The organism is Bacillus sp. BS3(2021), from assembly GCF_021043345.1.
GTDB lineage: Bacteria > Bacillota > Bacilli > Bacillales > Bacillaceae > Bacillus > Bacillus paralicheniformis.
Genome location: NZ_JAJNDM010000001.1, coordinates 439344 through 451366, shown reverse-complemented (window position 1 = coordinate 451366; position 12023 = coordinate 439344). Strand labels below are relative to the sequence as shown.

The following is a 12023-nucleotide window of genomic DNA, read 5'->3' as shown; positions in this document are numbered from 1 at the left end:
ATAGCCCCCCTGAGGTGTCAATCTGTTTAAAGTTAAAAAACTATTCATAATCACAGCGACTCTCACAAAATGTTCACAAATTCGCCCCATTTAAGACGCACACATGTTTAATTATGGTATAAAACACAAAAAAAGAAAACCCTTTTTCAGGATTTTCTTACATTATTTCGTTCCGAACATGCGGTCTCCGGCGTCGCCCAATCCGGGAACGATATATCCTTTTTCATTTAGTTTCTCATCCAAAGCGGCAATGTAAATGTCAACATCAGGATGATGCTTCTGAACTTCGTCTACACCTTCCGGAGCAGCGATCAGACACATAAAACGGATATTTTTTGCGCCGCGTTTCTTCAAGCTGTTCAGTGCCTCTACCGCCGAACCTCCGGTAGCCAGCATCGGATCGACGACGATGAATTCGCGTTCTTCAACATCGGATGGAAGCTTGACATAATATTCAACAGGCTTCAATGTTTCAGGATCACGGTAAAGCCCGACATGTCCGACTTTTGCAGCGGGAATCAGCTTCAAAATTCCGTCTACCATTCCCAGTCCCGCTCTTAGAATCGGAACAACCCCGAGTTTTTTTCCGGCGATGACGTTTGACTTTGCCATTTGCACAGGAGTTTCTACATTCACTTCCTCCAGCGGCAGGTCCCGCGTAATCTCAAATGCCATCAGCGTTGCAACCTCATCAACAAGCTCTCTGAATTCTTTTGTTCCGGTCTCTACATCCCGGATGTATGTAAGCTTATGCTGTATAAGAGGGTGGTCAAACACATATACCTTTCCCATATCCGTTTTCAGCTCCTTTTTTTCACACACTTCTATTGATTCTACATAAAAAAACAGCTTGTTTCAACAAAAATCAGGAGACAATTTTATGAAAAAAGCCGCCCCTTTTGGGAGCGGCACAAATATCTTAGTAATCAAGCCCGGTATATAACGGGTATTTGCTTGTCAGCGCTTCTACGCGCTGTTTTGCTTCTTCCAGCTTCGCTTCGTCTTCATGGTTTTTAAGGGCAAGCGCGATGATCGCTCCCACTTCTTCGATCGCTTCCAGATCAAAGCCGCGGCTTGTCACGGCTGCTGTACCTACGCGGATTCCGCTCGTTACGAAAGGTTTTTCAGGATCATAAGGAATCGCGTTTTTGTTGACGGTGATGCCGACTTCATCAAGAACATTTTCAGCCACTTTTCCGGTCATGCCGAGAGAGCGCAGGTCGACCAGCACAAGATGGTTATCCGTTCCGCCTGATACGAGCTCGATGCCCTCTTTTTTCAATGTTTCAGCCAAGTGCTTCGCATTATTGATGACATTTTGGGCGTATGTTTTGAATTCGTCTTTTAAAGCTTCGCCAAAGGAAACAGCCTTTGCAGCGATCACGTGCATTAACGGTCCGCCTTGAATTCCAGGGAAGATCGACTTGTCGATTTGCTTTGCAAACTCTTCACGGCAAAGAATCATGCCGCCGCGCGGTCCGCGAAGCGTTTTATGAGTTGTCGTCGTCACAAAGTCAGAGTAAGGAACAGGATTCGGGTGAAGACCTGCTGCTACAAGTCCGGCGATATGCGCCATGTCTACCATCACATAGGCTCCGACTTCATCAGCGATTTCGCGGAACTTTTTAAAATCGATGGTGCGCGGATACGCGCTTGCCCCGGCCACGATCAGCTTAGGCTTATGTTTAAGCGCTTTTTCACGTACATCTTCGTAGTCAATATACTGCGTCTCTTTATCAACACCGTATTCAACGAAATTGTACTGAACACCGCTGAAGTTGACAGGGCTGCCGTGCGTTAAATGTCCGCCGTGAGCAAGGTTCATTCCCAATACGGTGTCACCGTGCTCTAAAATCGTGAAGTATACCGCCATGTTCGCTTGTGCGCCGGAATGCGGCTGAACGTTGACGTGCTCGGCGCCGAAAATCTGCTTGGCGCGGTCGCGCGCGATATCCTCTGCGACATCTACATGCTCACATCCGCCGTAGTAGCGTTTACCAGGATATCCTTCCGCATATTTATTTGTTAAAACCGAGCCTTGAGCTTCCATAACCGCTTCGCTTACAAAGTTTTCAGAAGCGATCAGCTCAATCTTCGACTGTTGACGTTTCCGCTCATCTTGAATGGCGCTAAAAACTTGTTCATCTTGCGCAGGTAAATGTTTCATCAGCGAGATCCTCTCCTATCTGTTTCCATTTCGTTAATTATACCATCTCATTGTACACGGTTTTTCATGCAAATGTAAGAGATTATTTTTAAAAATCGTTTTTTATTATTGGAAAAACCGAATATTAAACGAATAGACAAATCATATAGTTCGACATATCATTTGTTCAAAAAATTATTTTAATAAAGAAAAAAAGCCTGTCCGGCTCTTCCCCCCGCTTCTTCCGCTACTCCGCTTCATAGACGGCGCGGACGCCTCCAATCAGCTTCGGCCTTGTCCGCGCAAGCGTCACATGCGCTTCGCCCAGCTGTTTTTGAGAGACGCGGACAGGAACGGCCACAGGCTTTAAATGCATCCCTATAAACGTGTCGCCGATGTCGATCCCCGCATCGGCCTCTATTTGTTCAACAAGGACAGGAGCCTTCATATGTTGATAGGCATATGAAGCCATGGAACCCCCCGCTTTCGGAACAGGAACAGCAAAAACAACGGGAAGACGGTATGCTTTCGCCGTTTCTTCCTCGACAACCAACGCCCTGTTTAAATGCTCGCAGCATTGAAAAGCAAGGGCGACTCCTGTTTGATCCCTGAGCTCTTCTAAGCCTTTGTAGACCGCTTCAGCGATTTGTCCGCTTCCCGAAGTGCCGATTCGCCTTCCGGCCACCTCGCTTGTGCTGCATCCGATGACGACGATGTGGCCGTTGCGTAAATTTGCCTGCTGATGAAATTCATCTAATATAGAACGCCATGTTTGTTCGAGATTCTTCATGATTGACGACACCCTTTATTCATGCTTGTCTTCATAATCGGCGATTTTTCCGATGCGGACAGCGTGCCGCCCGGCTGAAAACTCAGTCGTAAGCCAAACCTTTGCAATCTCTCTCGCTAAACCAGGGCCGATCACCCGTTCACCCATCGCAAGAACATTCGTGTCATTGTGCTCTCTTGTCATTTTCGCGCTGAAAACGTCGTGGACAAGGGCGCAGCGGATGCCTTTTACTTTATTGGCGGAAATGCTCATGCCGATTCCTGTTCCGCATATTAAAATGCCTCTGTCAGCTTCCCCGTCCGCCACTTTTTGCGCGACCGGAAACGCATAATCCGGGTAGTCCACAGATCCTGAACCGCATTCGCAGCCGTAATCTTCGTATTCGATGTTCAATTCATCCATCAATGCCATAATTTCTTTTCTGATATTGATTCCGCCGTGATCTGAAGCAATGATTACTTTCATTGGAATGACTCCTCCTCGTTTGATGTGCCGCCAAAAGTCTCGTGCAGACCGTTAAGCAGTATACAGCCGCTATATATTTCTGATTGATCATGTCTATTGTACCCGCTGCCGCTCGATTTGCAAACGCTCCTTAGCTTCTATTCCCGAGATTTTCCCGCCAGCATTTCTGCCAATTTTTTCAGCAGCTGCTCCAGCTCATCTCTCGTTTTTTGATAGTCGCTGAGAGATCCGCCGAACGGGTCAATGATGTCCCCGCTTTCTCCTTTGACATACTCTTTCAGCGTATAGATTTTATCTCGGCTCTTTGAAAATTCATGTACTGCCACCTGTTTGTGCTGCTCCGTCATCGTCAACACGAGATCCGCCCATTCAACCTTCTCCTCGGAAAGCTGTGAAGATGTATGATTCAGAGCGATGTTTTTTTCAAAAAGCGCTTCGACTGCATATAAAGAAGCTTTTCCGTTTTCAGGAGCAAACAACCCGGCAGATTTGACGGAGACATCCAGTTTTTTTTCGGCAGCCGCAGATTTAAAAAGCGCTTCCGCCATCGGGCTGCGGCACGTATTTCCAGTACAGACAAATAGTATGTTCAATCCTGTTCACTCCTTTGTTCATATTATAAAGGATTCAGCCGGAAAATAATAAAATCCGCTCCAGAAATCAAAAAAGAGAGGATCTCTCCCCTCTTTTTCTAAGTTTCATTATGTTATGCAAAGCGGGAAAAAGATTTTCTCCTCTTTCAATTAAATGGGCAGCAAAAGCTTCAGGCCGAAGCTCAGTAGGATGGCTCCTCCGAGCGCTTCGCTGTAAGCTCCAAGCCACGTTTGAACCTTTTTTCCAAGCAGCAGACCCGCCCAAGTTAACACCATGCTGAACAAACCGAACAAAAAGATCGTTAATAGCGGTTTCGTCCCGTAGAGGCCCAGGCTGAGACCGACTGAAAAGCTGTCGAGGCTGACGCCGACGGCAAAAATGAATAAGCCGAAGCCGTGCGGAGAGATGATCTGCTCCCCGCTTTTATTAAAAGATGCGGCAATCATCTGAATGCCCAGCACCAATAAAAGCGCTCCTCCAAGATACCCCGCAAGCGCACCAAGCGCGCCCGAAAGAAACTGTCCCGCAATCATACCGCCAAGCGGCATGATGACATGGAACAATCCAATAATGACGCCGATTTGAAAGATTTGGTTCCTTTTCAGCTTGGCCATTCCCATTCCAAGACCGACTGAAAAGGCATCCATGCCGAGTGCAAAAGCCATGATCGAGAGCGTCAGGATTTCGCCTATTAACACATCAACATTCATGCAATTCCCCCTTGGACACGCCAGCTTTTCTAGCTTATGCACGTCCAAAGGCGGATAGAACAACCCTGCTTAGGCTACGCTTCGATTACGCGATGGCCTGCCGCTTTCAAGAGCCGGTTCATAATCGCCCGGCCCACCCCTTCCTCAGGGAAAGACTCAGCAAAAATAAAATCGAGCTGTTCTTCGTCAAAGCTGCGGAGAATGTCATACAAACCGGCGGCAACCGTTTCAAGACGGTCTCTTCTGCCGCAGATGCGGACGGCATCCGCCTGATAGGCACCGGCCCGTTCCTCTGTCGTAAGGACGCCGACTTTCATGCCGTCTTTCTGATATTGGCCGATCAGCCGTTGAATATCTTCAACGCTTCCGTTCACAATGGCAAGCGGGGCTTCCGGTGCATAATGCGTATATTTCATCCCGGGAGACATCGGCGCCTTTTTTTCGTCGGTGAGGCCCTGGTCAATCAAGACAGAGCCGGCCGCTTCTTCGAGCTGCTCTTTTGTGACGCCGCCCGGCCTCAAAATGACCGGAATTTCCCCGGTACATGAAACAACTGTTGATTCAACCCCTACTCCTGTAGGACCGCCGTCAACGATACCTGCAATCCTTCCATTTAAATCGTGAACGACATGCTCGGCTTTCGTCGGACTCGGTTTCCCGGACAGATTGGCGCTCGGGGCGGCCACCGGAACGCCGGCCTGTCTAATCAGCTCAAGGGCAACAGGATGATCAGGCATTCTGACCGCGACCGTATCGAGCCCCGCCGTCACCTTTGTGGATAACACCCCGGGTCTGCAAGGCAGCACAAGGGTCAGCGGTCCGGGCCAAAAACGCTTCATCAGCATTTCGGCCTGAGGCGAATCAACCTCTGCAAATTCTCCGAGCTGTTCAATTTCAGCGATGTGGACAATGAGCGGATTGTCGCTCGGACGCCCTTTCGCTTCGTATATTTTAGCTACTGCTTCGCTGTGTTTGGCGTTTGCACCAAGACCGTAAACCGTCTCTGTCGGAAAAGCAACCGTTTCATTTTGCTTGAGCAGTCTTGCCGCTTGTGCAATTTGTGGACAGTTTGTGGACAAATCACGTTTTACATCCACAGTCCATACTTTTGTTTTCATTAACATCAAAACTCCCTTAACAAAACACTAAAAACGTTAATCATTCATGTAAATCCTGTTGAAAGTATAAAAGATGAAGAAAAAGAAAACAAGCGTTGTCCACATTTTGTGGATAACGCTTTTGAATCCGTGGATATCTCTGTGTATAAGTTAACGGCTAATTAGACGTTTTCTCCATCAAAACGGCTCCGTTTACGCTCAACGAGTCTGAAACATGCTCTGATCCATCAAGCTCTTCCGGAATTGCCGCAGCTTGTTTAAAACCGAGCACTTCAAGGAAATCCATCGATGTTCGTTTATTGGCAACTAAATACAGGGTTTGGATTCCCCGCTTTTCACACAATACCTGCATGCTTTGAAACAGGGAAACGATGTGGCCCTGGCTGAGCTTGTCAGACACGACAAGCGAGCGCAGCAGCCCTTTTTTGTTTTCAAATTCCTCCATTCCGAGGCAGGCGACGATTTCATCGGGAGGGTCTTCCATCATGATAAACTGGCTCTTCGCTTCCTCAATGCCTTTATGGCTTGTCCCCGCCTTTTTTAAAAACGCTTCGATCGCATTCATGTCTTTCATTTCCGCTAACCTCAATTGGTAGAACATCTTTTCACCCCGTTTTTTAACTTCTCTATCCAATCTATGAGGGCGACAGTAAAATATACCTTTTGATTTGGAAGAAAGCCGGCAATTCATTTTTCAATTTTGATTAGCAGGAACTAATGCTTTGAATGAGTATGCAAATGAACGCTGTACTGGTGATAAGACAGTTTCTCTTTCTACCGGGCAATGTAATTGACACATCAGAAAGGGGCAGAAGGTGTATATTCGAAAAGCAGTATTTTCCCTGAACCGTTTTGGAAAATTATATCATATTCAAAAGCGTGAATAACCATCATGAAAAAACAAACAGTAAAAAACCGCCCTGCACGAAAGCACGGCGGTTCCTTTAAGAAAAAAGCCCGGTAATCCATTCGACAAGAAAAAATTTCACTTCTTTGTCTTCTTTATCTTTGCCAGATACCGCTTCATCTGCAGCGACTGTTTTTTCTTCCCGGGCGTTTTCCCCGGCATCGGTTTGTTCGTCTTCAGGCGACTTTACGGCTTCCCCATTGGAAAAATCAAGAAAGCAAAGCGGCGGAAACAGGACACACCACCAGTTGGCTCCCTCTCCCTTGCCTAATGTAATTAAAACAGCCTCATATTCTCCGGCTGGATACACCATATTGCCGTATAGCTTTGTCGGAAATGAAACTCGATCAAAACGGACAGACACGGATTGCCGGACATTTTCGCGCTTCATAACATCCTTGGCAACCTCTTTGATTTCGGGCAGCTTCGACCTGATGACTTGTCTCGCTTCCTCAACCGAGGTCAGGTTTTCCACCCATTTCGTAATTTGTTTATTGACCTCATCCCTGATTTTACGTTTGACGCTTTGGTCGCTCCCGCTGTCGCTGTTTGCCAAAATCCGCAGCCGAATCGCTTCATCTGGAATCACGGCAGGCTTCCCGTCTGATGATTGGGCCGTCTCTTCCGTCGTGAGATTTGCAAGCGCTCCTATTAATAAAAGAAAAATATACATACAGGCAATGTTTGATTTCTTCATTTTCCCCACCGTTCCTCTCCGTTCTTCAACCTTTTCTAGCAATATTATGGTCAAAGATGGAACGGTTTAAACGGATGCTGAAAAAAATTCTACTAAGCTTGTAATCTCTTCCTAAAAGGTCTACATATCCAAATGGCTCTGCTTGTTTTTTTGCAGGCCGGATAAAAAAATCACCGCGCTGATCACGAGCAGCAAGCCCCCCAATCCGCCGAACAGCAGAAACGGGAAGACAGCCGCTGCGCTTGCATCAATCGCCCAGCCGATCAAAAATGAAAGAAGCGCTCCTCCCAGACTTGCGGATGAAATGAAGAGACTGGTGATTTCCTCTGTAAAAGGCTTTCCAGCCAACGAGGCCAGAGTGACGGCGCACGGAAAAATGCCGGCTGCCGAGAGCCCGATGAAAAATACGAGAAGCAGCTGTGTTTGATGAACCGGAAACCATGCCAGAATCAAAAGCAAAACAGTCAAGGCTCCGGCACTGAAGATCAGAAAGGCAACGGAAGTCAAGCGTCCGCCAAAAATACTTGTCAACAAACGCCCGCACACCATTCCCGTCCAAAAAAACGAAACGCTGATCACGCTGATTTCTTCTGCTCCTTTTTCCAGCATCAGCGCCGGCAAAAAGTTTGCGAAATTGGTCTCGATACCCGCATATACAAAAGCGAATATGAGAAAGAGGAAAATGCTTTTTTCTTTCCTTCCGGTTTCAAATATGGCTGACACAGTCGGTTTTTCCTGATAAGTCATTTGACCGGAAGCAGTGTCAGGGGTTTTTCTGCACAAATAAACCACCCACATACACGCAAGCACAAAAACGAAGATAAATAAAGCATACAAGGGGAAATGCCAGGCATATCGTTCCGTAAGGATATAAATAAGAAAAGGAAACAGCAAAGCGCCCAATCCGAAAAAAACCTCTAAAATATTCATCCCCTTCGCATTTTTATCTTGGGCAATCACATACGCTCCCATCGTCGTTTCTAAAGTACCGGCGCCAAAGCCGAGCAAAAACCCCATGATGACAAAAAAGATGAACATATCAAAAAGGAACACGCCTAAAAGCGTTACGAGAATAAGAAGAAGGCCAAACGTCAATACAGCCGCATGAGAGGTGCGCCTGACAAATATCGGCGCAAGCAGGACACCGATTAGAAAACCGGTGAATTGGAAAAAGATCAGGAAGGATAGATCATGAACATCCCGGTGATATTCTTGAATGATATAAGGTGACAGGCTCCCCAGCAGGATATGGATAACCCCTACGAGAAAATAAAACGAACAGCCGAATAGAAATATTTTTTTCATTAGACTCACTCCTTCGTTGCAGACCATAAAACCCTTGCGGCTATTGGCACGGCCGGCAAGGGTTTTTCGCAATGCTAGTTTGCTTGTTTTGAAAGGGACAGCTGCTGACCTTTATTGAAAAATTCATTTAAGTAGAACTGCGTCTTGTATCCATCATCAAAAGTGGCAAGAGGTGCGAAATTGCGATCCCGAACTCCGTTCATCCATTGAATCAGCTGAACTCTGAAGGAATCGGCCCATCCGTAAAATTCATTTTCAGGGTCTGTCAGCCACGTGTCCGGCATTGTTATCATCCGCTCCGTCAATCCGGTCCTCAGCAAAAACTGATTTTTCTGCCGTGAATGATAGTAGAATACGCCGTTTTGGCCATTGACCTCGATGCTAAAGCCGCATTCATCCGCTTTTGTGCATTTTGACGTAATCATATTGACAAACACATGATTTTCAAGCTGGCCGTATACTTCAGAATGATCATCAACATATACCTGTTTTTGTTCTTTTTCTTTGACGACCGTCATCATTTTGACTTTTAAACTGTCCAGTTTAAACGGGCTGTCGAACAAATAAAGAATGAGATCGATTAAATGCACACCCAAATCTCCTAATGCCCCGCTCGTTTTATTGCTTTTCGAATGATCGCGCCAAGTATATTTTTTTCTTCTCAAGGCGCTGTTTTTCTTAAAATGGACATTGATGGACAAGATATCTCCAAGTTCATTGCCGGATAGCATATCTTTTAGGCGCTGAACAAATGTAAGATGGCGGTAATTGAAGCCCATGATCGGAATATAAGCAGATTGAGACGCCCTGTTTTTCATCTCCTCCGCTTCCTCCATTGAGACAGCCATCGGTTTTTCACACAATACATACTTACCTGCGGCCATCGCTTCAAGCACATGTTCTTTATGGCAAAAGTTCGGCGATGAAACGATGACTGCCGTCGACTGATTCAACAGCTCCTGCATACTTTTAAATGTGGTTCCTCCATATTCAAACGCACATTTGCGCGAGGCAAGCGAGTTGATATCAAAAAACCCGGAAAGCTCGGCACCTTTGACTGTTGAAAGAGCTTTCGCATGAGCTTTTGCAATTCCTCCTGCTCCAATAATTCCGATTTTCATCTAAGGACACTCCTTATCTTTTGATATGGGCTTTTAGCACTTCTAAAATTCCAGCCGTATAGCTGCCTTCTGTCATACGGGAATGGAGCGACTTTGCTTCTGCTGTCGCATTCCCCACCAGATAACCATGTCCGGTTTTTTTAAGCATATCCACATCGTTTCCGCTGTCGCCGAAAGCAAATGAATTCTCCCTCTCTATCGCGAATTTATTCAATATAAAATCCACAATGTACGGTTTGCCTGTCCGCAAAGGGATAAAGTCCACATCATAGCTGTTTTCCGGATCGCCTGCCAAAGGGTTGCAGCGATTGATATTTACTCCTATTTCATGCTCTCTTGCAAGCCGTCTGATGGCTTCAAGCGCCCTCTTATCTGTGTTCTCATCCGACGATCTATAGTAATAGTTGATTTTATAGCGGGAAAAACCATGCTGAGTCTGAGGCACAAGCTCAATCTCATATTTTTTAGAGAGAGTCTGCTTGATTTCTTCGACCAGATCATGGGAGAAATTCGATTCTTGCAATCGGGCTTCCCAATCTTTATCAGAGACTTGGCCTTCTTCAGAGAAATACGTGATCTCAGTGCCAAGGTCACTGGCGACAAAATGCGGAAGATATCGAAAGCCTCCCCGCTTCATTTTTGCAAGAACAGATGACAGGCTGCTCCCGGTCACCCAGCCGAGCAAAATCTTGTGATCGAGATGGTTCGAATGAATAAATGTTTCAAGGTCCATGAGCGCTTTCCTCGATTCATCGGTGATGCTGTGGGCGAAATATGTCTCATCAAAATCGCAAAATACGGCGTACTTCGGCTTGTTTACTTGCTGCAAAGTGTGAAAAGAAAGTGTTTCATGATACGACATCAATTAAGGCCTCCATTACTTTGTCTTGTTCTTCTACGGTGAGTCCCGGATAGAGAGGAAGCTGAAGCATTTGTTTATGCACCGATTCAGTGACCGGCAGCGATATATGCTGATAATCGGCTTTTACAAGTGGTGTGTTTTGATGATGGGATAAAATCGGGTAGTATATATCTGTTTGGACATTATGAAATTTAAGCATCATATCTTTGACTTGGTCTCGATTTCCGCTTATCATTTTAATTGTAAACAAATGCCATACATGATCATCGGTCATTTGAGGCAATTGGATCAGACCTCTGTCTTCATACTGCTGCAAATGCGTAATATAACGATCTGCTAAATATAAGCGCTTCAGATTATTTAATGAAAGATGTTTCATCCTTGCCAGTCCAATAGCGGCTTGCAGATTATCAATCTTAGCGTTAAAGCCGTAATCAGCAGCCTTTTTATTTTTTTGATTCAGTTCAAAGCCGTGGTACATATATTCCATGCATGCGGATGCAAATGATGGATTATCCGTCACAATTGCGCCTGCTTTTCCGCAAGTGCCGAGATTTTTATACGGATTAAAGCTTAATATGGAGCAAAGGCTGTTTTTTCCCAGATCGGAAACGCCGATCGACTGGCAGGCGTCTTCAATAATCGGGATGCCGTATTTATCAGCGATTTTTGCAATGGCTTCCATGTCTGGCAGCTTTCCATAAAGGTGTACAGGCAAAATGCATTTCGTTTTCAAAGTGATGCATGCTTCAAGTTCAGAAGGATCCATGCAAAATGTAACAGGGTCAATATCGCAGAAAACCGGAGTGCCTCCAGCTGCAAGCACGGCGTTTTCCGTTGCAGCAAAGCTGTTTGCAGGCATAATGACTTCATCACCTTGTCCAATACCCGCAGCTTTCAGTGCGACAATCATGGCATCGGTTCCGCTGGAGGAAGCCATGACATGCTTTTTTCTCAAAAGAGCGGCTATTTCAGCTTCAAATACACCGACATAAGAACCGCTTGTAAATTGCCCGGTCGGCAGCACGCCTTTCACCGCATGAATCACGTCATCTACTTCTTCTTCTGTGATCAGTCGATGAAGCGGCATAAAATCAACTCTGGAGGGCGGAGAATCCATTCTGTTTAGCAAATTGGCGGTCAAGTCGAATTGATCCTGCTGCAATGTCTCTTTTAATTTTTGATTGGCCAGTGTGTCGTCTATACGGCATTCACCAGCGTGCTTCCCTTCCTTCAAATCATTCAGAAGGACAAATAGCTGTTTGCTTGTGCAAGTCATGTTTTCGCTTGCGGTTTTCATCAATTTCA

13 protein-coding genes are annotated in these 12023 nt (G+C 45.9%); all 13 read right to left on the bottom strand.

Annotated features, from left to right (window positions below; all coding sequences use genetic code 11):
- Nucleotides 1–162: 162 nt before the first annotated feature.
- Complete coding sequence (gene upp / locus LQ247_RS02175; protein WP_020453263.1) at nt 163–792, bottom strand: uracil phosphoribosyltransferase; 630 nt, start codon at nt 790–792, stop codon at nt 163–165.
- A gap of 127 nt (nt 793–919) precedes the next feature.
- Entirely contained in the window at nt 920–2167 is a 1248-nt protein-coding gene (gene glyA, locus LQ247_RS02170) for a serine hydroxymethyltransferase (protein WP_025810647.1), read from the bottom strand.
- Between the two features lie 226 nt (nt 2168–2393).
- Complete coding sequence (locus tag LQ247_RS02165) at nt 2394–2936, bottom strand: TIGR01440 family protein (protein WP_105979548.1); 543 nt, start codon at nt 2934–2936, stop codon at nt 2394–2396.
- Nucleotides 2937–2951: 15 nt separating this feature from the next.
- Nucleotides 2952–3401, bottom strand: a complete 450-nt coding sequence (gene rpiB, locus LQ247_RS02160; RefSeq protein ID WP_020453266.1) for a ribose 5-phosphate isomerase B — start codon at nt 3399–3401, stop codon at nt 2952–2954.
- A 137-nt stretch (nt 3402–3538) separates the two neighbouring features.
- Nucleotides 3539–3994 (bottom strand): low molecular weight protein arginine phosphatase, encoded by a 456-nt coding sequence (locus LQ247_RS02155; protein WP_023857079.1) that lies wholly within the window; start codon nt 3992–3994, stop codon nt 3539–3541.
- Between the two features lie 150 nt (nt 3995–4144).
- The gene (locus tag LQ247_RS02150; protein WP_023857078.1) at nt 4145–4705 is read right to left on the bottom strand and encodes a manganese efflux pump MntP; all 561 of its coding nucleotides are present in this window, start codon (nt 4703–4705) and stop codon (nt 4145–4147) included.
- Between the two features lie 74 nt (nt 4706–4779).
- The gene (locus LQ247_RS02145) at nt 4780–5823 is read right to left on the bottom strand and encodes an L-threonylcarbamoyladenylate synthase (RefSeq protein ID WP_023857077.1); all 1044 of its coding nucleotides are present in this window, start codon (nt 5821–5823) and stop codon (nt 4780–4782) included.
- A 157-nt stretch (nt 5824–5980) separates the two neighbouring features.
- The gene (locus LQ247_RS02140) at nt 5981–6424 is read right to left on the bottom strand and encodes a GNAT family N-acetyltransferase (RefSeq protein ID WP_023857076.1); all 444 of its coding nucleotides are present in this window, start codon (nt 6422–6424) and stop codon (nt 5981–5983) included.
- Between the two features lie 343 nt (nt 6425–6767).
- Entirely contained in the window at nt 6768–7427 is a 660-nt protein-coding gene (gene spoIIR, locus LQ247_RS02135; RefSeq protein ID WP_020453271.1) for a stage II sporulation protein R, read from the bottom strand.
- Nucleotides 7428–7547: 120 nt separating this feature from the next.
- Entirely contained in the window at nt 7548–8732 is a 1185-nt protein-coding gene (locus LQ247_RS02130) for an MFS transporter (RefSeq protein WP_095291445.1), read from the bottom strand.
- A gap of 74 nt (nt 8733–8806) precedes the next feature.
- The gene (locus tag LQ247_RS02125; RefSeq protein ID WP_231005515.1) at nt 8807–9853 is read right to left on the bottom strand and encodes a Gfo/Idh/MocA family protein; all 1047 of its coding nucleotides are present in this window, start codon (nt 9851–9853) and stop codon (nt 8807–8809) included.
- Between the two features lie 13 nt (nt 9854–9866).
- Nucleotides 9867–10715 (bottom strand): HAD-IIB family hydrolase, encoded by an 849-nt coding sequence (locus LQ247_RS02120; RefSeq protein ID WP_025810643.1) that lies wholly within the window; start codon nt 10713–10715, stop codon nt 9867–9869.
- Nucleotides 10702–12015 (bottom strand): DegT/DnrJ/EryC1/StrS family aminotransferase, encoded by a 1314-nt coding sequence (locus tag LQ247_RS02115; RefSeq protein ID WP_231005514.1) that lies wholly within the window; start codon nt 12013–12015, stop codon nt 10702–10704. Before LQ247_RS02115 ends, LQ247_RS02120 begins: the two co-directional genes overlap by 14 nt.
- Nucleotides 12016–12023 lie beyond the last annotated feature (8 nt).

What these genes read in the sequence shown, in the direction of transcription:
- spoIIR (WP_020453271.1), bottom strand. Translation starts at nt 7,427, where the DNA reads ATGAAGAAATCAAACATTGCCTGTATGTATATTTTTCTTTTATTAATA.
- LQ247_RS02140 (WP_023857076.1), bottom strand. Translation starts at nt 6,424, where the DNA reads ATGTTCTACCAATTGAGGTTAGCGGAAATGAAAGACATGAATGCGATC.
- upp (WP_020453263.1), bottom strand. Translation starts at nt 792, where the DNA reads ATGGGAAAGGTATATGTGTTTGACCACCCTCTTATACAGCATAAGCTT.
- rpiB (WP_020453266.1), bottom strand. Translation starts at nt 3,401, where the DNA reads ATGAAAGTAATCATTGCTTCAGATCACGGCGGAATCAATATCAGAAAA.
- LQ247_RS02115 (WP_231005514.1), bottom strand. Translation starts at nt 12,015, where the DNA reads ATGAAAACCGCAAGCGAAAACATGACTTGCACAAGCAAACAGCTATTT.
- LQ247_RS02125 (WP_231005515.1), bottom strand. Translation starts at nt 9,853, where the DNA reads ATGAAAATCGGAATTATTGGAGCAGGAGGAATTGCAAAAGCTCATGCG.
- LQ247_RS02150 (WP_023857078.1), bottom strand. Translation starts at nt 4,705, where the DNA reads ATGAATGTTGATGTGTTAATAGGCGAAATCCTGACGCTCTCGATCATG.
- LQ247_RS02145 (WP_023857077.1), bottom strand. Translation starts at nt 5,823, where the DNA reads ATGAAAACAAAAGTATGGACTGTGGATGTAAAACGTGATTTGTCCACA.
- glyA (WP_025810647.1), bottom strand. Translation starts at nt 2,167, where the DNA reads ATGAAACATTTACCTGCGCAAGATGAACAAGTTTTTAGCGCCATTCAA.
- LQ247_RS02120 (WP_025810643.1), bottom strand. Translation starts at nt 10,715, where the DNA reads ATGTCGTATCATGAAACACTTTCTTTTCACACTTTGCAGCAAGTAAAC.
- LQ247_RS02165 (WP_105979548.1), bottom strand. Translation starts at nt 2,936, where the DNA reads ATGAAGAATCTCGAACAAACATGGCGTTCTATATTAGATGAATTTCAT.
- LQ247_RS02130 (WP_095291445.1), bottom strand. Translation starts at nt 8,732, where the DNA reads ATGAAAAAAATATTTCTATTCGGCTGTTCGTTTTATTTTCTCGTAGGG.